The sequence below is a fragment of the Lewinella sp. IMCC34191 genome, from assembly GCF_003390935.1.
Lineage (GTDB): Bacteria > Bacteroidota > Bacteroidia > Chitinophagales > Saprospiraceae > Neolewinella.
Genome location: NZ_QNQZ01000001.1, coordinates 755,630 through 778,305 on the forward strand (window position 1 = coordinate 755,630; position 22,676 = coordinate 778,305).

Below are 22,676 nucleotides of genomic sequence, written 5' to 3' on the forward strand. Positions count from 1 at the left end.
CAAAGGTAAGACATCAACCGGCGGCGGTCAGGGCCCGGAATACTTCCTCTACGGAAAGCTCCTCTTTCACCATGCCGAGCAGAACCAGGCCCCGGGCCACGGCAAAGCGAAATACGTCGGCCCTTGGGTCCGCTTCGCCCCGCAAAAGTAAGCGGTAACTATGCGGAATTTTTCCGGAGGTGACGGATGCCACGCCGCTGATCTTCAGTAATTCAGCTTCCGGAACCGGACGGTCGAATTGAACCAACACGGAACTGTCACCGCTGAGCCTTCGCTGAAGTCGCTCGATGGGATCATCGGCGACAATCTTGCCCCGGTCGATGATCACGACCCGGTCGCATAACGCCTGCACCTCTTGCATGATGTGGGTGCTCAGAATAACGGTCTTCTCCTGGCCGATCCGCTTAATAAGCGTGCGAATCTCCGCCAGCTGGTTGGGGTCCAGTCCGCTGGTGGGCTCGTCCAGGATCAGCACTTGCGGATCGTGCAGCATGGCCTGTGCTAATCCCACACGCTGCCGGTAACCCTTGGAGAGGGCTCCGATCGGCTTGTGGGCTTCGCGGCCCAGACCGGTCATATCGATCAGGTCAGCGATCCGTGCCCGTGATCCGCGGATGCCGTTGGCCTGGGCGGCGAAGGTGAGGTACTCGCGGACGTACATGTCCTTATACAGAGGGTTATGTTCCGGCAAGTAGCCTACCAGCCGGCGCACCGCCAGGCTTTCCGTAGCCACGGGATGACCGCATACCTCCGCCGTGCCGCTGCTTTGGCTGAGGTAGCAGGTCAGAATTTTCATGGTGGTCGTCTTGCCGGCGCCGTTAGGGCCGAGGAAACCGAGCACCTCTCCCGAGCGTGCCTGAAAGCTGATGCCATCCACGGCACGCTGGTTGCCGTAGAGCTTGGTGAGGTCGGTGACGGTAACGGACATGGCAGGCATTTAGGGTTGCAGGATCAAGAGACAGCCAGAAAGCGGAGAACGTTGGCTGCCCGCAAATTAGTAGCCGATGTGGAAAAGCGCGTCGCCCTGGCTGACCACGGCCGCGTTATTGTGGCCGATGATAAATCCGTCGCGCGGGGATAGGATCCGTTTATTGGGTTTAATTCCGTGCGGGTCGTAGATCATGCCGATGGGTTCGCCGCGGCGAACCGCGTAACCGCTGCGCTTGCTCCACTGGAAAAGCCCGGCCCGGCTGGCACGCACCCAGCTGCTGGCGCTGACGGAAACCGGCTCACGTTCCGATGCTTCGGGTTGCCGCTTGATCATTCCCCGGGCGTAGAGCAGTCGGCGCAGACCGGCCAGCCCCTCGGTGATGCCGTGACCGTCGTACCGCAGATTTTCTCCGCCCTCGTAGGTCAGTACGCTAAGGCCCAATGATTTATGCGCCGATCGGCGAAGTGATTTAGAGGGGGCCTTGGAAGCAACCAGTACCGGCGGATTGAATTGCTTGGCGGCCTCGTAGGCGGACAGGTCGCCGGGGGAGTAGCGGATCTGGGGGTAGTTAAACAGGCCGCGACCGCCGGTATGAAAGTCGACCGCGAGATCGCAGTTCGCGAGGAGATTTTTACTCAGTCCCGCCGCGATCCGGCTGGCCAGCGAGCCCGTGGCGGTACCGGGAAAGCTTCGGTTTACATCCTTACCGTCGGGTACATCGCGGCTGAAGTTGTTGAAGCCGTAGACGTTGAGGAGGGGAACGACCACCACGGTTCCCGCGATGATATTGCTGAATACCTTCTGCCGGATGGCGCGCCGTAGGATCTCCACCCCATTAATCTCGTCACCGTGCACCCCGGCGATGAAGAGCAGGGTAGGGCCCTCCCGAAAGCTCCGGTAGACGTGTGCCTTGATCGAAACTTCATTGCCACTGGGTAGCTGCCCGGCCACGAGCTCTACCAGACCGGACTGTCCGGGGTAAAATTCGCCGTCGGCAACCTTGAGGGGCGTGATGTCGCTCATACTTTGCTTTCTGCGTATTGAATAATTTTTCCGGCGATGTCCACTTCCGTTGCGCCTTCGATCCCTTCGAGTCCCGGACTGGCATTGACCTCCATTACCAGGGGGCCGCGCATACTGGGGATGAGGTCTACGCCGGCCACTTCCACGCCGATCACGGAGGCGACCCGTAACACGAGCGCTTGTTCCTCCTCCGAGAGGTCGATCCGCGTAGCCGTGGCCCCCCGGTGAATATTAGCACGGAACTCGCCGGCCGTAGCCCGCCGTTCCATGGCGGCCACAATCTCGCCGCCAACTACAAAAGCACGCTGGTCGCGGCCCTTACTCTCGCGGATGAACTCCTGGATAAGCACCCGATCCTGTAGCTGCAGAAAGCTCTCCGCCAATCGCTCCAGCTGGTAGAGGTTATGGGCGAGGGCCACGCCCACGCCGTGGGTGCTTTCCAGCAGTTTGACCACTACGGGGAAGGGGCCGAGTCGCTTGGCTACTTTCCGTACTTCGTGGGTGCTGAAGCATAGCACGGTGCGGGGTACCCCGATGCCCGCCTGCGTCAGTCGCTGCAGGCAGCTCATCTTGTCGCGGGCAAGTAGCAGGGCATCCGCGCTCAGTACGTGCGGTACCCCCATCACGTCGAGTTGCCGGATGAGGGCCACCCCCCGCGTGGTGATGTTCGCCCCTATGCGGGGGATGGCGACTTCGGGCGCCTCCAGGGCCTGTCCGTTGTAAAGGATGCTGCTTTTACCGCCGTCGGCGTAGGGACTGCAGAGCGAGTGATCGACTACGGTCACCTCGTGCCCGCGCGTCCGGGCGGATTCAACGATCCGGCGGGTACTGTACAGGCCGGGACCACGGGAAAAGACGGCTATCCGCATGGCGGCAAAGGTAACAAGCCTTTTATCTATCTTGCCCGGTACACGCATTAGCCGAGTCGTTCATGAAGACACTGACCGCGGAAGACTATTTCTCCCTTGCCGAACGGCCGGTTTTGCTAGACGTCCGTAGCCCGGGAGAATTTCGTAGCGGTCATGCGCCGGGTGCCGTCTCGCTGCCGCTGTTTTCCGACGAGGAACGCGCCGAGGTCGGTACGCTGTACAAGCAGGTCAGTCCCGATGACGCCCTGCTGCGGGGCCTGGAAATAGCCGGGGGAAAGATGCGCCGGCTGGTGGAAACCGCGCGCGAGGCGGCACCGGCGGGAAACGTCGTAGTGCAGTGCTGGAGGGGCGGGCAGCGGAGCGCCAGCGTGGCCTGGCTGCTGGAGAAAGCCGGAATGGACGTGCGCCAGCTATCGGGCGGCTACAAAGCCTACCGCTCGTTCGTACGGGATTGGCTGGCGACGGAACACCACCGCCTGCGGGTCATCAGTGGGCCGACCGGCTCGGGTAAGACCCGCATTCTCCACGCGCTTTCGGCGACCGGCGCCTCGGTGGTGGACCTGGAGGGGCTGGCTAATCACAAGGGGTCGTCGTTCGGCGCGCTGGGTGAAGCCGAACAGCCTACGACGGAGGAATTCGAGAATCTGCTCTTCGCCGAACTGTTTGCGATTCCGGCCGGTCGGGAAGTCTGGTTGGAGGACGAAAGTCGCATGATCGGCACGGTCTGCCAGCCGTACGTATTCTACCAGCGGCTGGTGGAGGCCCCGGTGGTCGAAATCGCACAGCCGGACGCGTGGCGGGTCCAAAATCTGGTGGAAGATTACGCCGGCTACGCGGATGCCGATCTGGCCGCGGCCTTTACCCGGCTCAAGAAACGACTGGGCGGACAGCACCTGCAGCGGGCGCTCGACGCCCTGGAGGAAGGGGATTACGCTACGGCGGCGCGCATCGCATTGGTTTACTACGACAAGGCCTACGCCCACTACGCGGATCGCAAGGGGGCCACGGAAACGGTACGACTGGAAGCAAAGGAGCGGGATGCCCGCACGATTGCCCAACAAATACGCTCGCTGGATTGAAAACGCTCGTACACGCCATCGATAAGCTGGTGAGCTGGATCGGACGGGCGGTCGGCTGGCTCAACATCGTGCTCATCGTCGTGGTCGTAGTGGACGTTACCCTGCGCTGGTTCCTGAGCCTGACCGCGGCCTGGGTGATCGAACTGGAGTGGCACCTCTTCGCACTTATCTTTTTACTCGGTATACCTTATGCGTTGCAGCAGGATCGCCACGTCCGGGTGGATCTTTTCTATGAGGGCTTCAGCGTCCGGGATAGAGGCACGGTGAATCTGGTGGGGGCGGCGCTTTTTCTCATTCCGTGGGCCATCGTACTGCTCTATACCAGTGCGCACTACGCTTACGAATCCTGGCTGTCGGGGGAGGGGAGCCCCAACCCGAACGGCATCCCCTGTTACTTTCCGATTAAATCCGTGGTGCCCCTGGCGGCCGCCCTTCTGATTCTCCAGGGCTTGGCGGAGGCCTGGAAGGCAAGTCGTTTGCGCCATCAACCCGACGGCGAATGAGTCTGGCCGTACTAGCGCTCATCCTGTTTGTCAGCATTTTCCTGCTGGTGCTCTACGGCTATCCGGTCGCCTTCACGTTGGGCGGGCTGAGCCTCATCTACGCCTTCTGCTTCCTCGACGTGAACGTGCTGACCCTGTTGCCGAACCGGGTGATGGGGGTGATGGAAAATTCCGTACTGCTGGCGGTGCCGCTATTCATCTTCATGGGCATCATGCTGGAGAAGAGCGGACTGGCGGAGCGCATGCTCAACAGTATGGCCGGACTGTTCGGCCGGGTCAGGGGGGGCATGGCGGTATCCGTGATCGTGGTCGGGGCGCTGCTGGCGGCCTCTACCGGAATTGTCGGGGCTACGGTTATCACGATGGGGCTGATCAGCCTGCCGCCCATGCTCCGGCAGGGTTACCCCGCCCCCCTGGCGACGGGGGTGATCGCGGCCTCCGGAACGCTGGGGCAGATCATACCGCCATCGGTGGTATTGGTTTTACTCGGTAGTGTCTTGCAGGTCAGCGTTGGCAGCCTGTTCCGCGCCGCGCTATATCCCAGCTTGCTGCTGGTCGCGGCTTATATCCTTTACATTCTGCTACTGGGGGTGTTCCGACCCAAACGGTTTCCCGCGCGGGAAGAAGGGCCGCCCTGGGACCGCCATTTCTGGATCGGCGTCGTGCAGAGCCTCTTTTTGCCGCTGCTCCTCATCGTAGCCGTGCTGGGCAGCATACTGATCGGTCTCGCTTCCCCGACGGAAGCGGCCGGCGTGGGCGCAGCGGGCGCTATGCTCTTGACCTGGACGCAGGGTCGACTGGACCGGGAAACCACGGCCACCGTGTGCCGTGATACGACCCACCTGACGAGTATGGTCTTCATGATCCTCCTTGGCGCGACCACCTTTTCGCTCGTTTTCCGGGAACTCGGCGGCGACCGCTTTCTGGTCGGGCTCATCGAACGCAGCGACCTGCCGGAGTATCAATTTCTGGCCTTGGTGATGATCGTGGTCTTCGTGGCCGGCTTCTTCATCGATTTTATCGAGATCGTATTTATCATCGTACCGGTGGTTACGCCGGTTTTCATTGCTTACGGTACGGACCTTATCTGGTTGGGCATCCTGCTCGGCATCAATCTGCAAACAAGCTTCTTGTCACCACCCTTCGGCTTTGCGCTCTTTTACCTGAAGGGCGTGGCTCCCCCCGAAGTGACCACCGGTCACCTCTACCGGGGCATCATTCCCTTCCTGGTCATCCAGGTGCTGCTACTGGCGATCGTCGTATTCTTCCCGGAGTGGTTAGGCGTAAGGTCCTAGGTGATCGGTTCGACGGGGTTCTTGGGTACGGCGAAGTCCTCAACGGTTTCATTATCGTCAACAATCAGGCAGAGGAGTCCGGCCAGGACGAAGGAACCCGCGCCAATAAGGATGGCGTAGATGGGGACGTTCCCGAAGAAGGTCGACAGAATGAATCCGAGCAAGCCGGCGGCCACGATTTGGGGGATAACGATGAAGAAGTTGAAGACGCCCATGTAGTAGCCCATCTTATGCGGGGGCAGGATACTACTGATGATGGCGTATGGCATGGAGAGGATGCTGGCCCAGGCGATACCGACGCCAATCATCGAAACGATCAGCATATTTGGGTCGTCAATGATAAATATACTGGCCAGGCCGACCGCGCCACAGAAAAGCGAGATAAGGTGGGTAAGACGTCGGTTTAGGTAGCGGGCGATGACCGGAAGGACGAAGGCCGCCAGCGCCGCCACGCCGTTGTAGACGGCGAAGCAAATGCCTACCCAGTCCGCCCCTTCGTTGTACAGGGTGGAACCCGTATCGGTCGTACCGTATACGTGGGCGGTCACGGCCGGAGTCATATAGATCCACATGGAAAACAGGGCGAACCAGGAGAAAAACTGGACGGCCGCTAACTGTACCATGGTCTTCGGCATGCGAAAGATGCCCAGGAAAGACTCCTTGATACCATCGTAGATCCCCTGGGCCGCGTTTTCCTCCCGCAGCTGCTCCAGATCGTCGGGTGGATACTCTTTAGTATTGAAGACCGTCCACATGACGGCGCAGAAATAGGCGATGCCGCCGAGGTAGAAAGACCAGCGTACGGAATCGGGGATCATTCCCTCCGGCGCGGTATTGACCATCCCGAACCAGTTGGTAAAGATGTAGGGAAGTGCGGAGGCCACTACGGCGCCCGTCCCGATGAAGAAGCTCTGCATGGCAAAACCCCGGGTACGTTGCTCGTTGGGCAGCATGTCTCCGACGAAAGCGCGGAAAGGCTCCATGCTGATGTTGATCGAGGCGTCCAGCAGCCACAGCATCAGTACGGCCATCCACAACGCGGTGCTGTTCGGCATCAGGAAAAGGGCTACGGTGGCCAGGATCGCACCGACGGCAAAGAAGGGCCGGCGGCGTCCCCACTTTTCGCTCCACGTCCGGTCACTGTAGTACCCGATGATCGGTTGGACGACAAGGCCGGTCACCGGAGCGGCCAGCCACAGAATAGGCAATTCATCGGGGGAAGCCCCCAGCGTTTCGAAGATGCGGCTGACGTTCGCGTTCTGCAGGGCGAATCCGAACTGGATGCCGAGGAACCCGAAACTCATGTTCCAGATTTCCCAGAAACCTAAACGGGGCTTATACGAGCCGATGGATACTTTTGACATGATCGCGTAGGTAGTGATCCCGGGCGCGGTAGTCCAGAGCGTGCTCTACCGTGATTTGGGCGTAAGACTTCCCGGCAAAAGTGCGAATTATTTGGCAAGGGAAAAGCATGGGATGTGGAGATCGCGCGCTTTATCTTCGCGATACCCACAAAACCATCAATCCGGCATGTCTACTACTACCGCCTCTCCCTTATCCAAGCGCGTTTCCAGCATGGAGGAATCCGCGACCCTCCGCATGGCTCAACTCGGTCGCGAGGTCATGGCCCAGGGCCACGACGTCATCAGCCTGAGCCTCGGCGAGCCGGATTTCGATACGCCGGAACACATCAAGGAAGCCGCCAAAAGAGCGCTGGATGCCGGAGAAACGAAGTATACGCCCGTGCCCGGTACGCTGAAGCTCCGCCAGGCCATCTCCGATAAATTCAAGCGCGAAAACGGACTGGATTACAAGCCCTCCCAGATCGTGGTCAGCAACGGCGCCAAACAGAGCATCGCCAACATTTGCTTCGCCCTGCTCGACGAAGGAGACGAAGTCGTCATCCTGGCCCCCTTTTGGGTCAGCTACAGCGCCATGGTCGAAGTGGCGGGCGGAAAGCCCGTCATCGTCGGTGCCGGTATCGAGGACGACTATAAAGTTTCCGCCGAGATGATCCGCGAGGCCATTACCGACCGGACGAAGTTTATCCTCTTTTCCAGCCCCTGTAATCCTACCGGGTCGGTGTACACCGCCGACGAGCTCAGCGCGATCGCCAAAGTACTCGCCGACTTCCCCGATGTCTACGTTGTTTCCGACGAGATCTACGAGCACATCAATTTTACCGGCGCACACGCCAGCATCGGTAATTGTCCGGAAGTGAAGGACCGCACCATCACCGTCAATGGATTTTCGAAGGGCTTTGCCATGACCGGCTGGCGCCTGGGCTACATCGGTGCCCCCCAGGAGATTGCCGATGCCTGTACCAAGCTCCAGGGTCAGAACACCAGCGGTGCGAACAGCATCGCCCAGGCTGCCGGCGCACACGCGCTGAACAGCGACCTGGGCCCGACCATCGCCATGAAGGAGGCCTTCGGTCGCCGGCGTGAACTGATTATCGAGGGGCTGGAGAAGATTGACGGCATGAAGGTTAATCGTCCCCAGGGTGCTTTTTACATTTTCCCCGACGTAAGCGCCTTCTTCGGAAAATCCGACGGAGAGAACACCATCAAGGATGCCGATGACCTGGCCGAGTATCTCCTGCTCCACGCCCACGTGGCCACGGTGACCGGTGGTGCCTTCGGTGCCCCCGAATGTCTGCGGATCAGCTACGCGGCCAGTGAGGAGCAACTGAAGCAGGCCGTCAGTCGCATCGCCGAGGCCCTTGGCCGTCTGAGCTAATTGCCTTGCAGCGTCCAGCGGGCCGGCCGAAGATTTCTGGCCGGCCCGCTTGCATTTATGGCCAGCACGAACTACATTTGTAGAACAACAACTACAAATGTCACAACCAGAGCTTACTCCCGCCGAAGAGGGCATCATGCAGTACCTCTGGAAACTGCGCCGGGCCTACATGAAGGAACTGCTGGAATCCCTGCCGGAACCCAAACCCGCCAAGACCACCGTGGCCACGCTTATCCGCCGTATGGTAGATAAGGACTTTATTGGATACGAGCTTCACGGTAACAGCCGGCAGTACTTCCCGAAGATTTCCAAGGAGGCGTACTTCGGCCGCCGCATCCGGGGCATGGTCAACCAGTTTTTCGGCGGGTCTTCTTTCGAGTTCGCTTCCTTCCTTACGGGGCAGGCGCGGCTTTCCCGGGAAGAATTGGAAGAACTTCAGCGGATGATCCAGGACCAAATTGAGGAGGCCAAATGATCACCTGGATGTACCTCGCGAAAGTGGCGGCCGCGCAGGGAATATTTCTGGTCGCCTTTTACCTCATCCTCGACCGGACTCCGTTGGATCACTTCAAAAGGGGGTACCTCCTGGCTTCGGTAGCGCTGTCGTTTGTGATTCCGTATCTGCCCGTATGGCCGGCCGAAATACTGGCCCGGACGAGCGAGGACGTTTTCCAGCCAGTCGTCACAGTCGGTCCGGATATTATCGAGCTTACTCCAGTTAGCGAGGAGGCTTCCAGTACGAATTGGTTAGCAATCTCCCTATGGACGCTATACGGAATCGGGGTGCTGTACTCCTTGGTCCGCGTGATCTACTTTCTCTTCGGCGTATACCAACGCCTCGGTCACGGCAAGCATTACCCGGCCGGTGGGCTTACGGAGGTGGTGCTGCCCTACGCTACTCCCCCCCACACTTTCCTGCGCTGGGTTTTCTTTAGTGAGGCGGCCCGCCCGACACCGGGCGTTCTCGCCCACGAACACGCCCACGCACGGCAGTTGCACTCCCTCGATCGCCTGCTGATGGCTTTCCTCTGCGTAGCCTGGTGGTGGAATCCCTTGCTGTACCGGTATGCCCGCTGTCTGGCGGAAACCCACGAATTACTGGCCGACCGGGCCGTGGTCCGGTCGGGTCATCCGGTTGCGGACTACCAGCGACAACTACTCAACGCGTTGCGGCAGACCGGCCCGGCGCTCTACCTGGCCAGTACGGCCGACTATTCCCTTACTAAAAAACGCTTCTCCATGATGCTCCAATCCAAACCCTCACTACTACGGCGCCTGAGTAGCTATACTTTCGTTGCCGGAATAACGCTCGTCGCCGCCTTTTCTCTCGGTGGGCGCACTTCCGCACCGAGGGACGCGTTTTCAGCCGATCTAACGACCCTAGGTTTCCCGACTCCCACGCCTGCGAAGACCGTAGAGGTGATTAACCACGATACCATTTTGCCGCCACCTCCGCCTCCGGCAAGCGTCCTGGAAAATATGAAGCCCATGCGGGCCAACCCACCCATGGATGCGGATCTGGTAGCGTGGCGCGATCCCGAGGTTTTCGGAATCTGGGTGGACGGAACTCGTATCGACAATGATGCCCTCGGTGAGTTTAGCGCGGAAGATTTTGCGCATCACCGCAAAAGCCGCCTGCTAGGTAATGCTAAGAATGCCGGCATCCATGACTATCAGGTCGATTTATGGACGAAGAAGTACTTCCACACTATCTGGCGGCCCGTAGGCGATGGAACCTACGAATGGATTGAAAAGAAAGTCCCGACTCCGGAAGGTCCCGACACGGGTAATTACCTGCCAGCCATGGAGAGAATGCTCCTGCACCAGGCCGGCGGCCGACCCGCCGCTCCCAAGGTCGAAGGGTGCTGAGCTTAGCTTTTCTGCGTACCGTTCTTAATACCCCTCCACGTCGTCATCCGGATTCCGCGGATCGGCGGCCGCCTGCAAGCTTCCGTCGGGCAGGACCTGTACGGCCTTGATTACGGCCATGGAGTTCACCTCCCGAAACTGGTAGCCCAGCGCCTCCAGGCTATCGAGCACCCCGTCCGCGAGGGCGTCGGGCTCGTAAAGGATTTCATCCGGCAGCCACTGGTGGTGGAAGCGGGGCGCGGCTACCGCCTCGGGAAGGGGCATCCCGTACTCGGCCACGTTGAGAAAGGTTTGCAGAACGGCCGTGATGATCGTGGACCCTCCGGGGGCGCCCAGTACCATAAACAACTCGCCATCCTTCTCCACGATGGTCGGCGTCATACTGGAGAGCATCCGTTTGCCGGGCTGAATAGCGTTCGCTTCCTTGCCGACGAGCCCGAACATATTGGGTACGCCGGGCTTGGCACTGAAGTCGTCCATCTCGTTGTTGAGGAAAAATCCGCCTCCGTCTACCATCACCTTGCTGCCGAAGTTGCCGTTGAGGGTCGTGGTGATGGATACGGCGTTGCCTAGACTATCCACGATGCTGATGTGGGTGGTTTCGAAATTCTCCTTCATCGCAACCTGCCCGGCGGTGATGTCGGTACTGGTACCGGCGGAGTCCGTCCGGTAATCCGCCATCCGTTCGAGGAGGTAGGCATCGTTCAGCAGGGAGTCGACGGGGACGGGGTAAAAATCGGCGTCGCCCAGGTATTCCGCCCGGTCGGCGTAGGCGCGGCGCATGGCTTCGGCGATCACCTGTACCGATCGAACGCGCTGGAACCCGTATTCCTCCAGGGGATAGGGCTCCAGCATCTTGGCCATCTGGGCGAGGGCTAGCCCGCCACTGCTGCTCGGGGGCATGGAGATGAGGCGGTAGTTGCGGTAGGCCTTGGTAATCGGTTCTTTCCATTTCGGTTCGTAGGCGGACAGGTCTTCGTGGGTAATTAGCCCGCCGCCACTTTCCATCTCCGTGACGATCAGGTCAGCGGTCTCGCCGGTGTAGAAGCCGTCGTGACCCAAGTCCCGGATACGGGAAAGGGTGGCGGCCAGATCCGGCTGTTTTACCTGCGCTCCGACGCCCAGTGTGCTATCGGAAAAGGGCGTGAAATCGTTAAACTCCGTGAAGTCGGCGTGGTAACGCTTGATGCGATCGATCTCCGACTCGCTGAGGCGGTACCCATTTTCGGCGAAGTCGATGGCCGGCTGCACCAGCTCGGCCCAGGGCAGGCTACCCAGGCGCTCGTGCATGGCGACGATACCCGCCACGGTACCCGGAACCCCTACGGCCAGGTGGCCACGGGTACTCAGCCCTTCCGTCACGTTGCCCGCCGTGTCCAGGTACATATCCCGCTTGGCGGCCGAGGGTGCCGTTTCCCGGTAGTCTAGTGACAGGGTCTCCCCATCCGCCGCCCGGTACACCAGGAAACCGCCCCCACCGATGTTCCCGGCCCGCGGAAAGACCACGGCCATCGTGAGCTGCATCGCAACGGCCGCGTCGATGGCATTCCCGCCGCGACGGAGGACTTCCAGGCCGGTCTGGGTAGCGAGGGGGTGGGGTCCGGCGATGGCGGCCTGAGGAAACACGGACGCCTTCTGGGCCTCGTAGTCTACTTTCAGTTCTTCCCGGCAGGCGAGTATCGATAAACAAAACAACAACGGTAGGTACTTCATTGGAATGGGGGTTATTGGTAAGTGGTAGGGTCCCATAACTTCGGGCCGTTGGCGATCCGGGCGAATTGGGTAGGGAATAGGCAGCAGACGACGACTGCAAAATAATCATTACGCTCCCGCATTTCAATAATGCCGGAATAGGTTGCAATTTCACCCGTCCTAACCAACCATCATGCAAACCACCAATCACCTTCTACTCGTTCGTCCGGCTAATTTCGCCCGTGCCAGCGAAACCGTGGCCGATAACTCCTTTCAGGAAGCCGTTTCCAGCGAAACCTTCCGCGAGATCGGGGAGCGCGCCCGCGGGGAGTTCGACCACTTCGTGGGCTTACTGCAACGGGTCGGTATTACGACCCACGTATTTGAGGACATACCCGCTCCGGTCAAACCCGATGCTATCTTCCCCAATAATTGGTTCAGTACCCACGAGGAAGGCGTGGTAGTAACCTATCCGGTCTATTGGCCACAGCGCCGCTGGGAACGCCGCGCGGACATCACCGACTACCTGCGGGAAAACTTCGCGGTGAGCGAGGTAAAGGATTTCTCGGTCTGGGAGGACGAAGAGCTGTTCCTGGAGTCTACCGGTTCGGTTTTGCTGGACCGTCGCGCCCGGGTGGCCTATGCCTGTCTGAGCCAGCGCTGCAGTCCCGATGCCCTACACCGGTGGTGCGAGGAGATGGATTACCAGCCGATCACGTTTCACGGCCACGACGCCCGCGGGGAAGTCATCTATCACACCAATGTGATGATGGCGATCGGCACGAAGGATGTACTGATCTGCCTGGACGCGATCCGCGACGAGGCCGAGCGCATGAAAGTCCGGGAAAGCCTCGCCCTGAGCGGAAAGCGAATCATCGGCCTGTCACTCGAGCAGATCGATCGCTTCGCGGGCAATGCACTGGAGACGATTACGCCGGATGGGCCGGTATGGATCATGTCATCCGCCGCCTTCGAAAGTCTGGATGAATCGCAGCGTCTCTCCCTGGTGGAGCCGGAGGGGATGCGCATCGTGCACGCCGATCTTTCGACGATAGAACGATACGGAGGCGGAAGTGCCCGTTGCATGCTGGCCGAAGTGTTTCTTAACAAACCTTAAGCGGCTTTAACGGGGCGTTATTACACAATTCTGGAGCCGCAGCCTTAGTTTTGATGTAAACCAGACGACATGAAAGCCCCGCAATCTATCCTCTTGCTGTTTCTGCTGGGCGGCTTTTTATTGACCGCACCCGGCTGTAAATCCATCGATACCCTCGTCGAATCCGGCAACTACGAACAGGCGATCGCCAAGGCGCAACGCAAGCTCACGGGAAAGGATAAAAAGAACCCGAAATTCGTAGCCGCGCTGGAACAGGCCGTCAACCGCGCCAACGAACGGGACATGGAACGAGCCGATTTCCTCCAGCAGAAGAACGGCACCGACTGGACACGGGTCCACGCCATCTACGATAACATTAAGCGGCGGCAGGATGCCCTGCGCCCCCTGTTGCCCCTTTACGATAAGAACGGCCGCAAGGCAAACTTCCGCTTCGTCCGGGCCGAGGAACTCGTCGTGGAGGCGGAGGACCGTGCCGCCGAGCAACTTTACGCCGAGGCATCCGACCTGATGCGCGCCGGCCGGCAGGGAGACAAGGCGGCCGCCCGGGAAGCCTATCGTACCCTGGAAACCGTGGAGCGCTACCGCCCCGACTACCTCGACAGCCGCAATCTGGCCGCCGAAGCCGAAGTACTGGGCCGGGTGTTCGTGGCCGTCGACGTGACCAACGAAAGCCAGAGCATTCTGCCCCGCGGGTTCGAACAGGAACTGTTGCGAATACAGACGAGCCAGATGGACGATCGCTGGACGGTTTTCGATCTCAGCCCCTCGGATACGAAGGACTACGACTACCGCGCCGACCTGCTCATCCGCAACATCGATGTCAGCCCCGAACGCGTATCCGAGCGCACCTATACCGACGAAAGAGAGGTAACCGACGGCGAGGAGTACGTCCTGGACGAAAACGGTAACGTAGCCAAAGACTCGCTGGGCAACGATATCAAACAGCCCCGCCAGGTGATCATCAAGGCCCAGGTGGTCGAGGTGCTGCAGCAAAAGACGGCGATCGTCTCGGGCAGTATGCGGCTGATCGACCTGCGGCAGGGTAGGGTGGTCGACGAGGAAGACCTCACCGCCGAAGCCATCTTCGAAAACTACGCCAGCACCTTCATTGGTGACAAACGGGCCCTCAGCTCCCAGTCACGCAGTCGGATCGGCAACCGGCCGCGGCAATTCCCCTCCGACGAGGAACTCGTGCTCGACGCGGCGGAGGTACTGAAACCAATACTCCAGCAGCGACTGGTTGACAGTCGCAAGCTGATATGACCTGACGGACTTAGTCGTCATTTCCCGTTCTTTGCCCTCGCTTCGGATAATCCGGAGGGGGGGCCTTTGGTTTTACACCAGCCCCGCGCGGTCGAGCACCCACGCGTAGTCGCGGGCTACTTCCCGCATCCGTTCGAAGCGACCCGAGGCCCCCCCGTGACCGGCTTCCATATTGGTGTGAAAGAGGATGTCATTGGCGTCAGTTTTCATTTCCCGCAGCTTGGCCACCCACTTAGCCGGTTCCCAGTACTGGACCTGGCTATCGTGAAAACCGGTCGTCACCAGCATCGACGGATAGGCCTGTGCGGTAACCTGATCCACCGGACTGTAGCTCTTGATGTAGTGGTAGTACTCGGCTTCGTTGGGGTTCCCCCATTCGTCGTATTCGCCGGTAGTCAGCGGAATGCTGTCGTCGAGCATGGTGGTGACCACGTCCACAAAGGGCACCTGGGCCACGATACCCGCCCACAGGTCGGGCTGCATATTGGCGATGGCGCCCATCAGCAGGCCACCGGCACTCCCCCCCATGGCGTACAGCCGATCCGCCGAGGTGTACTGCTGGGCCACGAGCCACTTTCCGGCATCGATGAAGTCCGTGAAGGTGTTTTTCTTTTTCAATAGTTTACCCTCCTCGTACCAGCGCCGGCCCATCTCCTCGCCCCCGCGGATGTGGGCGATGACGAAGATCATACCGCGGTCCAGCAAGCTGAGCCGCGTGATGCTGAAGCTTGGATCCAGGCTGTGTCCGTAGCTGCCGTACGCGTAGAGCAGGAGCGGGGCGGAACCATCCAGTTGGGTCCCCTTGCGGGACACGATGCTGAGGGGTATCTGCGTACCGTCCCGAGCTTCCGCGAAGGCCCGCCGGCTTTCGTAGTTGTCGGCGTCGAAGTCGCCTAGTACCGGCTGCTGCTTGAGCAGCGTCTGCTCGCGGCTGCGCATACCGTAGTCGAAGGTGCTGGGCGGCGTGGTCATGCTCTGATAGCCGAAACGAAGAACCTCGCTTTCGATGTCGGGATTCACGCTGGTGTAGGCCATGTAGGCCTCGTCGGCAAAATCGATGTAGTGCTCCTGCCCCTCGAACGGCCGGATGCGCAGCTTGGTCAGGCCGCGGTCGCGCTCGCTGATGACCAGAAAGTTGCGGAAAACGTCAATGCCCTCGAGCAAGACGTGGTCGCGATTGGGTATGACGGTCTGCCAGTTCTCCTTGCCCGTAGCGTCCTCGGGCGTCACCATCAGCTGGAAATTCTCCGCGTTCAGGTTCGTCAGCACGTAAAACCGATCGTCGATGTGCTCGATGGCGTACTCCAGCTTCCGTTCCCGCTCCTGGAAAGTGCGGGTTTCTCCGAGCGGGTCGTCGGCCCGTAGCAGCCGGTACTCGGTACTCACGGTCTGCGCCGATCCGATGATGATGTATTTTCGGGACTTACTCCGGTAGACGTAGGCGCGGAAGGTTTCGTCGATCTCTTCGAAGACGACCACGTCATCCTGCGGGGCGGTACCGATTTCGTGCCGCATGATCTTGTAGGGCCGCAGCGCCTCATCCTTCACCGAATAGAAGAGATACTTCCCATCGGCACTCCATACGCTGCCGCCGGTCGTATTGGGAATCTGATCCGGGAGATTTTGCCCCGTCAGCATATCCTTGATGTGGATGGTATAGATCCGTCGGCTGATCGTATCCTCCCCGTAGCTCACGTAGCGGTTGTCGTCACTCACGGCCATACCCCCGATGTGGTAATAATCGTACGGCTCGGCCATCTCGTTAACATTAAACATCAGCTGATCTTCGCGCTCATCCACCGGCCGGCGAAAGTAGCGGGGGTACTGATCGCCCTTCTCGTACTTAGTCAGGTACACATAGCCCCGGTTGGTGTAGGGCACGCTGCTGTCGTCTTCCTTCACCCGTCCCTTCATCTCCTGGAACAGGTCCTCCTGAAACTGCTTCAGGTGCGCCATCTTCTCCTCGAAGTAGGCATTTTCCGCCTCCAGGTGGGCGATGACCTCGGGGTTCTCCCGCTCGTTCATCCAGTAATAATCGTCGTTACGCACGTCGCCGTGCAACGACAGTTCCTTCTTAATTTTCCGGGCCTTTGGTGGGGTCATATTCATAAGTTTTTATTGCGGCGGCGCGCAGGTTGAAAGTAACGCCCTAAGCCGAAAGCGGTTGATCCCCTTTCCGAATCACCCCCTCCCCCCGACGGACTGCAGCGCAGTCCAACCTCCTTTACCCGCGAAGAATTCGCGGGACTCTTCCCCCCCTAAAAAAGCTATCTACCTGCGCCCCGCCGCCCTATCCAAAAACCGCAAAAATCCCGTACTCCAAAAAGAAGAGCACCCAAACCCCCTGATAAAAACGAGCGATCGACGCCTGCTCGTCCAGATCCAATCGGCTACTCAGCCACTCAAAACCCGCCAGCAGCAACAGCTGACCGATCAAAACCCCGAAATTCTCGATGCGCCAGGCCGCGAAAGCAACCCCCAGGAGGGTAAGCCGAAACACCCAAGCCCCGACGCGAAATACCCACCTTCGGTCCTTCACCAGAGAGAGCGTCCGAATCCCGTAGGCGGCATCCCCTTCCGTATCCGGGAGGTCCTTAAACCAGGCGATAACGATGCCGAAGGTGAAAACGGCCGCGGTGAGCAGCCAAACGGTGGTCGGCAGCACCGGGTTCTCGCCGAGCCACCACCGGAAGTGTAAATAGAGGAGGATATTGACGATCAGTCCCCGAACCACGATGATGCAGAAAGCCGCCCAAAAGTGATAGCGCTTCAGCCGGATCGGGGGAATGCTGTAAGCCGTCCCGATCAGCAGGCTGGCAATGACCGTAGCCGGCAGGAAGGGCGGATAAATGAAGCAAGTCGCCACCGCCAGGATCAGGCAAAGCCCGACGATCAAATAGCCCGTCGTTATCGAATAAGCGCCACTGGCAAGTGGGAGGTAGGGCTTGTTAATACGGTCAATCTCCACATCCGTCAGCTGATTAAGCCCGGTGATGAAAACGTTGGCACACAGGCAGCTAAACAGCGTCAGGGCGAACATCGTCCAGTCAGACGTATGCAGGTGGCGCGCCGCCATGAGGTAGAGTGCCAGCAGGGAAAGGGTCGTACCCACCAGGGTATGGGCACGGGCGAAGCGGAGGAAAGTGATCATCGCTGCGGCTTACTTAACCAGCGCGATGCAGCTGATCTCGACGTTGACGTATTTGGGTAGATTGGCCACTTGCACGAGCGCGCGGGCCGGCGCGGTGGCTTCATCGAAGTACTCGGAATAGACGGTATTAATGCGACCGAAGTTTTCCATATCGCTCACGAAAACTTCGCACTTCAGCACGTCCGCCATGCTACTACCGGACGCCTCCACTACCGCCTTCAGATTATCCATCACGCGCCGGGTTTCGGTTTCGATATCGGACATGACCAGGTCACCGGTAGCCGGGTCGAGCGCGATCTGACCGCTGACGTACAGCGTTCCGTTGGCCACGGTGGCCTGACTGTACGCGCCGACGGGGGCGGGAGCTTGGTCGGTAGAGACAATTCGTTTGGACATAACGTTGGTTTTGGCCGCAAGATAGCCGGAGTTGATAAAACACGAGTAGCCCGCCGGCGGGGCCGGCGGGCTACTGAGCGAGACAATTACTAACCCGGGGGTTAGTCCTCGTCTTCGGTATTTTCCTCGGTATCCTCTACGATTACTTCCGGAGCCTTCACGATAATGTTTCCGTTGTAGTAGAGATTGCCTTCACTGTCCTTGTAGGCACGGTGGGGGCGGTGCAACTCACCGGTGGTCTGGCAGGTAGTGAGCGTCGGGGCGTTAGCCTTATAGTGGGTCCGGCGCTTACGCTTACGTTGCTTCGAGATCCGGGACTTAGGATGTGCCATAACGTATATCTATTTTAGAGCTTAATTCTTATTCAGGTCTTTTAAAACGTCCCAGGGGCTGGAGGTTTCCTCGTCGGTCTGGGATTTTATCGGCGCTTCCTCGGCGTTATCGTAGGAAGCTTCGATGCGATTGAGCAGGTCTTCGTCGCAGGGGTAGGGTGGTTCGCCGGACTGACATTCGTACGTTCGAATCATCGGTACGGCCAGTACCACTGCCTCATAGACAAAGGGAGCCAGGTTAAAATCGTTCGTATCCGGGTGGAGATAAACGATCTCGCCTTCGTCCTGCTGCTCTTCGGCTTCGATGGTGAACTTGACGATCAGCTGACTGCGGTCCGCGACCGGAAGGTCAATATCGGCCAGACAGCGGTCGCACTGCGTGGCAACGGTGCCACGGAAGTTCATATCCACCACCATTTCCCGGCTTTGTTTATCGACCGTCAGGTGAAGATCGATGTCCGCAACCGCCAACGGCGACTCCGGAAAGCCGGCCAGGAACTCCCGATCCACCCGGAGATCGTACTCGTAAAAGCCCTTCCCAAGCCCTTTCAGGGGCAGAACAAAAGCGGATGGAGTAGACATGGGGCAATCGTTTTGAACCGATACGGTACCCATTGGTACCTCAGGGACGTTTCAAAGTGGGCGCAAAGGTAAGTAAAACCCAATTACTTACCAAGCCATCCGGGTGGCGAATTTAATGATAGAAAGGAACGTAGCTGCGTCGGGGCTCGCCACTGTCCTCTTCTGGATACTGCGCGACCACGAGCAAAGTGTTTACCCCCTTGCGGAGCGGCGGATCGGGTAGATAGGCCAGCACCCCAAACTGTTCACCAGCCTCATTGGTACGGTACTGCCGCTTTAGGTCGACCGTCATCTTTTCATCGTTGAGGCTGATTTCCAGGTATTCCTGGGCGCAGGCGAGCGTTCGCTCCCGGTTTAACCGCCGGCGTTCCCCGCGGGGTAGGTCGTCGTCGACTTCGGCCACGCTACAGGTCGATTCCAGAAAGGCTATCTCCCGTTCGGGAAGGGGGACCCACACCGTCATGCCCCGCGCATCCGGCTCCCCCTCGGTGCGCCCGATAACGGGCTGGAAATAGATCCCCTCGTAGGTACTCTCCGTGGTGAAAGCATCGGGTGCCCGCGTGGGGTCGTCCGCCATGCGGTGATATACGGCGTCGATGAAGAAGCTTATGTTGTCGTTCGCCAACATGGAGGACGTGCCAATAATGATGATCAGCGCTAATCCGGCGATGTAGTAAAAGCCAAACCCTTTGTTGTCCGCGTAGTAGGAGGTGACGAGATTCGTAGAGGTCGTAATGTACCGGCGCGCGACGGGATAGGTCAAGCGCGAAATAAACATGGCCGCCGGCCACTGATACTTCCGTACGAAGGCAGTGTCCCGGAAGCGCTCCAAATGACTGACCATCGTCAGTACCGAGGCAAGGAAGAGGGGAAGAAGCAGACACCCGATAGCCACCCATATCTGCCGCTGTTCCAATCCGTAACCGATGAGCCACGAGTGAATAAAAATGAATAGTACCGTAACCAATCCGAAGTTCACGAAGACGCCCGCAATTCCGAAGGCGATACCGAAAATACCGCTTCCGAGCCGGTCGAGGCTCTGAATGAATCCATCGATATCCCCGTATTCCTCCCGCATCCGCTCCTGGTAGTGCCGGCTGAATTTGTTATTGGTCCGGAACCCGCCGGGGTAGACGGAATTCAGGCCAACCAGCCCGATCCACAGAGCCCGGACGATGAAGTGAAAGATGAATGTAAAGATCAGCCCCAACGCCACCAGCCGCCAGTAGATAACCGCGATGTAGCATATGAACAACGTATCTCGGTCGAAATTGAGCAGACAGTAGTACTCGAACTGTTCGATCAAGCCGGGCAGCTGGAGACTGCCCAGGATGGCCGCCCCGGAAATGATCAGTTCCGGCTGCCAACTTTCCCGCTCCATCTTGCGGAGCCACTTGGGCTTCGTTCTTACGGGTTCCTGTTCCATGGGGGGATGACTATCGGACCAGCGTCACTTCGCCGTCTTCCTGTAGCTCTACGCCGTCCTGGCGAAATTTGGCCAGGTAGAGATATACGTCGGCCGGTTGCGGCGTCCCGTTTTTGGTACCGTCCCATCCCTCCTGGGGGTCGTCGCTGGTGAAAACCTTCTGCCCCCAACGGTCGTAAACGATCATCGTGTAGTCGGTGATGGTGCCATTGTAGAACAGCCGAAACCGGTCGTTGCGCCCGTCGCTATCCGGTGAAAAGAAGTCCGGAACGGCTACCTCCGATTGCTCGACGATAAGGAAGATGGTCGTTTCGAATACGCAGCCACCGTCATTACTGGTGATCGATAAGGTATACTGTAGGGGATCGGGTGTCCCGTTACCCCGGGGAATATCGACCGTGACGGACTCTCCCGAGGCGGATGCCGGATCGTAATTGCCGGTCCAGGAATAGGCGAAGCTCAGATCGCTGGGGACCGAAGCCGTCAGGGTCACGCTTCCGCCGGCAAACACGCTACCGCCGTCCGGAATGATCGTCCCGTCGGGGAGAGTAGCAATGATGTCAGGTTCCACGTTAGCTGCCAGGACCTCGACCGTTACCTGATCCGTCGCGGAAGAACAATTTAGTTCGTCTACGAATGTCACCGTGTACGTGCCGGCGACCGGGCTCGGTACGGAAATGGATTGTCCGGCCTGATTTACACCGTCGGGCAGGGTCCAAATGTAAGTACCGGTGATTTCCCCCGGAGTGACGGCGGCGCTCAGGATTAGCGGTTCGCCTGCGCAAACGGTTTCCGGAGCGTTGGCTTCCACCGTGTAATCTTCGGCCACCACCAACGTGATGGTCTGGCTGACGGGCGCACAATCCAGATCATTGGTCGTCTCTACGGTGTAGGTAGTGGTCTCGGTCGGCGAGACTACGACCGTCGGATCGTTGGTATCGATACCGCCGCCGGTTATCCGGTAGCTATAGTTACCGAATACCCCGGATTCGATCAATTGTCGGGATGTGCCCGGACACAGTAGGGTAGCGGTCGTCAGCAGGGGTTCGAGAGTGGGAGCTACCTGTATGGTATAATTCAGTTCCGAGCTGCAATCGGAAGCATCGGTCTCGGTCTCGATGGTGTAGGTGGTGGTTTCCTGCACGGTGGCGATGGGGTCCAAGCAGTCGGTACAGCTGAGCGTACCGCCTGGATCCTGCCAGTTTAGTGTCCCCTCGCCGCTTTCAAAGGTTGCCGTGATCTGTACCTCCTCTCCGGCACAAACAACGGGATCCGCTGGCTCGAACGTCACGGTTGGCGGTTGAACTACATTGACGGTCACCCGGGCCGTGTCCGAACAGGCGCCATTGGAGGTTACGCGGACAAGCTCCGTGGTATCCTGGGCTATGAAGACGCCATTGTAAAGATCTTCCGGGCTCTGAATGCCCTGGGCCGGTGACCACTGGTGCGTGATGATGGGAAAGTCCCCCGCGTCATAAATGGGTGAGGTGATAAAAAAAGTATCCCCCTGACAGTAGGGGTCCTTCTCGGGGTCAACCGTAAGGCTAAGGTCAACCGGCAAACTATCCAAACGAACCGACACGCTGTCGATGCGCCGGCAGCCGTTGATGGTCGCTTCGGCGTAGTAAGTTATGTCCGCCGTCGGGAGCACGCGAATGGAACCGCCGGTCCCCACGCTGTCCGTAAAGCGCAGCGGTCGCCATATGATGGGGGTCGAAGGGGAAGGCGATACCGATACCGAAAGCTGGATGGAATCGCTGCCAATACAGGCGAATACGGTGTCCTGCGTAATTTCAAATCGCGCGGGAATTACGGTAAGGTCTACGCTCCGCCGTTCTTCGCAGGCGCCGTTTTCGGAGTTCGATACCAGGGTGAAGGTAGAATCTTGCGTAAGGGTAACAACGAAGTTTGGATCATCGCCAACCGCAAGCGTATCGCTGCCGCCCAGCAGGGTGTAGATCGTATTGCCGTTATCGGTGATCGGGCTTTGCAGCAGGTTGATAGGGGACCCTTCACAAAAGGAAGCATTGGCAATCAGGTCCGGCACGACCAGCGTGTCCACGTCGATAAAGACGCTGTCAATAACGGAGCAACCGTCCGAACCGGTTGCCCGGACGCGGTAGAAGCCACTGGAGCGCGGCCGGACGCGGGGACTCGGATCGCTGACCGGATCGACGAAATCAGCCGCCGGCGACCAGGCGAAGGTCGGGTTGTCGAGGTCGTTGGTCTGAACCAGTTCGATTGTCTCTCCCCGGCAGATGGCCAACTCTTCCCCGTTGGTGATCGAAATCGTGCCGCAGGGGGTCTGGGCGCTGGTCCAGGATGCCAGAAAAAAGAATGCCAGAAAAGCGAGCAAGGGTTTTTTGAGCATAAGGCGGCGCCGGCTAATGATTGGGTGGGCAAAGTACG

20 protein-coding genes are annotated in these 22,676 nt (G+C 59.1%); 8 read left to right on the forward strand and 12 right to left on the reverse strand.

The features are described 5' to 3' along the window. Window positions 1-13: 13 nt before the first annotated feature. The 3 genes from gldA to DRW39_RS03030 form a co-directional block, all read right to left on the reverse strand. A complete protein-coding gene (gene gldA, locus DRW39_RS03020) occupies window positions 14-928 on the reverse strand; it encodes a gliding motility-associated ABC transporter ATP-binding subunit GldA (RefSeq protein WP_116105493.1) in 915 nt (304 codons plus the stop codon). Window positions 929-994: 66 nt separating this feature from the next. Beyond that, entirely contained in the window at window positions 995-1,954 is a 960-nt protein-coding gene (locus DRW39_RS03025; protein ID WP_116105494.1) for a succinylglutamate desuccinylase/aspartoacylase family protein, read from the reverse strand. Then, window positions 1,951-2,823, reverse strand: a complete 873-nt coding sequence (locus DRW39_RS03030; protein ID WP_116105495.1) for a RimK family alpha-L-glutamate ligase — start codon at window positions 2,821-2,823, stop codon at window positions 1,951-1,953. Before DRW39_RS03030 ends, DRW39_RS03025 begins: the two co-directional genes overlap by 4 nt. A 62-nt stretch (window positions 2,824-2,885) precedes the next feature. On the opposite strand from DRW39_RS03030, the gene mnmH reads away from it, so the two are divergent. The 3 genes from mnmH to DRW39_RS03045 are packed head-to-tail and all read left to right on the forward strand — an operon-like array spanning window position 2,886 to window position 5,700. After that, window positions 2,886-3,902, forward strand: coding sequence for a tRNA 2-selenouridine(34) synthase MnmH (gene mnmH, locus DRW39_RS03035; RefSeq protein WP_116105496.1), 1,017 nt, complete (start codon window positions 2,886-2,888; stop codon window positions 3,900-3,902). Continuing rightward, window positions 3,899-4,405 (forward strand): TRAP transporter small permease subunit, encoded by a 507-nt coding sequence (locus tag DRW39_RS03040; protein WP_232830047.1) that lies wholly within the window; start codon window positions 3,899-3,901, stop codon window positions 4,403-4,405. The genes mnmH and DRW39_RS03040 overlap by 4 nt, the downstream gene beginning before the upstream one ends. Beyond that, entirely contained in the window at window positions 4,402-5,700 is a 1,299-nt protein-coding gene (locus tag DRW39_RS03045) for a TRAP transporter large permease subunit (RefSeq protein WP_116105497.1), read from the forward strand. The genes DRW39_RS03040 and DRW39_RS03045 overlap by 4 nt, the downstream gene beginning before the upstream one ends. Here the strand turns inward: DRW39_RS03045 and DRW39_RS03050 are convergent. Then, window positions 5,697-7,064 (reverse strand): MFS transporter, encoded by a 1,368-nt coding sequence (locus DRW39_RS03050; RefSeq protein ID WP_198664773.1) that lies wholly within the window; start codon window positions 7,062-7,064, stop codon window positions 5,697-5,699. The genes DRW39_RS03045 and DRW39_RS03050 overlap by 4 nt on opposite strands. Window positions 7,065-7,230: 166 nt before the next feature. Between DRW39_RS03050 and DRW39_RS03055 the strand changes: the two genes are divergently transcribed. The 3 genes from DRW39_RS03055 to DRW39_RS03065 all read left to right on the forward strand — a co-directional run bounded on the left by DRW39_RS03055 (window position 7,231) and on the right by DRW39_RS03065 (window position 10,308). Continuing rightward, window positions 7,231-8,439, forward strand: coding sequence for a pyridoxal phosphate-dependent aminotransferase (locus tag DRW39_RS03055; RefSeq protein ID WP_116105498.1), 1,209 nt, complete (start codon window positions 7,231-7,233; stop codon window positions 8,437-8,439). Between the two features lie 97 nt (window positions 8,440-8,536). After that, entirely contained in the window at window positions 8,537-8,914 is a 378-nt protein-coding gene (locus DRW39_RS03060) for a BlaI/MecI/CopY family transcriptional regulator (RefSeq protein ID WP_116105499.1), read from the forward strand. Then, the gene (locus DRW39_RS03065) at window positions 8,911-10,308 is read left to right on the forward strand and encodes a M56 family metallopeptidase (protein ID WP_116105500.1); all 1,398 of its coding nucleotides are present in this window, start codon (window positions 8,911-8,913) and stop codon (window positions 10,306-10,308) included. Before DRW39_RS03060 ends, DRW39_RS03065 begins: the two co-directional genes overlap by 4 nt. A gap of 24 nt (window positions 10,309-10,332) precedes the next feature. Here the strand turns inward: DRW39_RS03065 and ggt are convergent, their stop codons facing one another. Then, the gene (gene ggt, locus DRW39_RS03070) at window positions 10,333-12,021 is read right to left on the reverse strand and encodes a gamma-glutamyltransferase (protein ID WP_116105501.1); all 1,689 of its coding nucleotides are present in this window, start codon (window positions 12,019-12,021) and stop codon (window positions 10,333-10,335) included. A 172-nt stretch (window positions 12,022-12,193) separates the two neighbouring features. Here ggt and ctlX point away from each other — a divergent pair, with 172 nt between their 5' ends. Then, on the forward strand, window positions 12,194-13,117 hold the full coding sequence (gene ctlX, locus DRW39_RS03075; protein WP_116105502.1) for a citrulline utilization hydrolase CtlX: 924 nt from the start codon (window positions 12,194-12,196) through the stop codon (window positions 13,115-13,117). Window positions 13,118-13,186: 69 nt separating this feature from the next. Beyond that, on the forward strand, window positions 13,187-14,380 hold the full coding sequence (locus tag DRW39_RS03080) for a hypothetical protein (protein WP_116105503.1): 1,194 nt from the start codon (window positions 13,187-13,189) through the stop codon (window positions 14,378-14,380). A gap of 72 nt (window positions 14,381-14,452) precedes the next feature. Here DRW39_RS03080 and DRW39_RS03085 read toward each other — a convergent pair whose 3' ends face one another. From DRW39_RS03085 to DRW39_RS03115, 7 genes are all read right to left on the reverse strand, one after another. Beyond that, entirely contained in the window at window positions 14,453-16,483 is a 2,031-nt protein-coding gene (locus DRW39_RS03085; RefSeq protein WP_116105823.1) for a S9 family peptidase, read from the reverse strand. A gap of 187 nt (window positions 16,484-16,670) precedes the next feature. After that, the gene (locus DRW39_RS03090) at window positions 16,671-17,531 is read right to left on the reverse strand and encodes a homogentisate phytyltransferase (protein ID WP_116105504.1); all 861 of its coding nucleotides are present in this window, start codon (window positions 17,529-17,531) and stop codon (window positions 16,671-16,673) included. A 9-nt stretch (window positions 17,532-17,540) separates the two neighbouring features. Then, window positions 17,541-17,927 (reverse strand): Rid family detoxifying hydrolase, encoded by a 387-nt coding sequence (locus tag DRW39_RS03095; RefSeq protein WP_116105505.1) that lies wholly within the window; start codon window positions 17,925-17,927, stop codon window positions 17,541-17,543. A 101-nt stretch (window positions 17,928-18,028) separates the two neighbouring features. Next, window positions 18,029-18,259 (reverse strand): 50S ribosomal protein L32, encoded by a 231-nt coding sequence (gene rpmF, locus DRW39_RS03100; protein WP_116105506.1) that lies wholly within the window; start codon window positions 18,257-18,259, stop codon window positions 18,029-18,031. A gap of 21 nt (window positions 18,260-18,280) precedes the next feature. Then, complete coding sequence (locus tag DRW39_RS03105; protein WP_157975900.1) at window positions 18,281-18,841, reverse strand: YceD family protein; 561 nt, start codon at window positions 18,839-18,841, stop codon at window positions 18,281-18,283. A gap of 112 nt (window positions 18,842-18,953) precedes the next feature. After that, the gene (locus DRW39_RS03110; protein ID WP_116105508.1) at window positions 18,954-20,267 is read right to left on the reverse strand and encodes a hypothetical protein; all 1,314 of its coding nucleotides are present in this window, start codon (window positions 20,265-20,267) and stop codon (window positions 18,954-18,956) included. A gap of 10 nt (window positions 20,268-20,277) precedes the next feature. Then, window positions 20,278-22,638 (reverse strand): gliding motility-associated C-terminal domain-containing protein, encoded by a 2,361-nt coding sequence (locus DRW39_RS03115; protein ID WP_116105509.1) that lies wholly within the window; start codon window positions 22,636-22,638, stop codon window positions 20,278-20,280. Window positions 22,639-22,676: the final 38 nt, after the last annotated feature.

Bases quoted from the DNA above. Each gene is read 5' to 3' on its own strand.
- DRW39_RS03030 (WP_116105495.1), bottom strand. From the start codon at position 2,823: ATGCGGATAGCCGTCTTTTCCCGTGGTCCCGGCCTGTACAGTACCCGC.
- ctlX (WP_116105502.1), top strand. From the start codon at position 12,194: ATGCAAACCACCAATCACCTTCTACTCGTTCGTCCGGCTAATTTCGCC.
- DRW39_RS03095 (WP_116105505.1), bottom strand. From the start codon at position 17,927: ATGTCCAAACGAATTGTCTCTACCGACCAAGCTCCCGCCCCCGTCGGC.
- rpmF (WP_116105506.1), bottom strand. From the start codon at position 18,259: ATGGCACATCCTAAGTCCCGGATCTCGAAGCAACGTAAGCGTAAGCGC.
- DRW39_RS03055 (WP_116105498.1), top strand. From the start codon at position 7,231: ATGTCTACTACTACCGCCTCTCCCTTATCCAAGCGCGTTTCCAGCATG.
- DRW39_RS03060 (WP_116105499.1), top strand. From the start codon at position 8,537: ATGTCACAACCAGAGCTTACTCCCGCCGAAGAGGGCATCATGCAGTAC.
- DRW39_RS03025 (WP_116105494.1), bottom strand. From the start codon at position 1,954: ATGAGCGACATCACGCCCCTCAAGGTTGCCGACGGCGAATTTTACCCC.
- DRW39_RS03045 (WP_116105497.1), top strand. From the start codon at position 4,402: ATGAGTCTGGCCGTACTAGCGCTCATCCTGTTTGTCAGCATTTTCCTG.
- DRW39_RS03090 (WP_116105504.1), bottom strand. From the start codon at position 17,531: ATGATCACTTTCCTCCGCTTCGCCCGTGCCCATACCCTGGTGGGTACG.
- DRW39_RS03115 (WP_116105509.1), bottom strand. From the start codon at position 22,638: ATGCTCAAAAAACCCTTGCTCGCTTTTCTGGCATTCTTTTTTCTGGCA.
- DRW39_RS03065 (WP_116105500.1), top strand. From the start codon at position 8,911: ATGATCACCTGGATGTACCTCGCGAAAGTGGCGGCCGCGCAGGGAATA.
- mnmH (WP_116105496.1), top strand. From the start codon at position 2,886: ATGAAGACACTGACCGCGGAAGACTATTTCTCCCTTGCCGAACGGCCG.
- DRW39_RS03085 (WP_116105823.1), bottom strand. From the start codon at position 16,483: ATGACCCCACCAAAGGCCCGGAAAATTAAGAAGGAACTGTCGTTGCAC.
- DRW39_RS03105 (WP_157975900.1), bottom strand. From the start codon at position 18,841: ATGTCTACTCCATCCGCTTTTGTTCTGCCCCTGAAAGGGCTTGGGAAG.
- ggt (WP_116105501.1), bottom strand. From the start codon at position 12,021: ATGAAGTACCTACCGTTGTTGTTTTGTTTATCGATACTCGCCTGCCGG.
- gldA (WP_116105493.1), bottom strand. From the start codon at position 928: ATGTCCGTTACCGTCACCGACCTCACCAAGCTCTACGGCAACCAGCGT.
- DRW39_RS03080 (WP_116105503.1), top strand. From the start codon at position 13,187: ATGAAAGCCCCGCAATCTATCCTCTTGCTGTTTCTGCTGGGCGGCTTT.
- DRW39_RS03050 (WP_198664773.1), bottom strand. From the start codon at position 7,064: ATGTCAAAAGTATCCATCGGCTCGTATAAGCCCCGTTTAGGTTTCTGG.
- DRW39_RS03110 (WP_116105508.1), bottom strand. From the start codon at position 20,267: ATGGAACAGGAACCCGTAAGAACGAAGCCCAAGTGGCTCCGCAAGATG.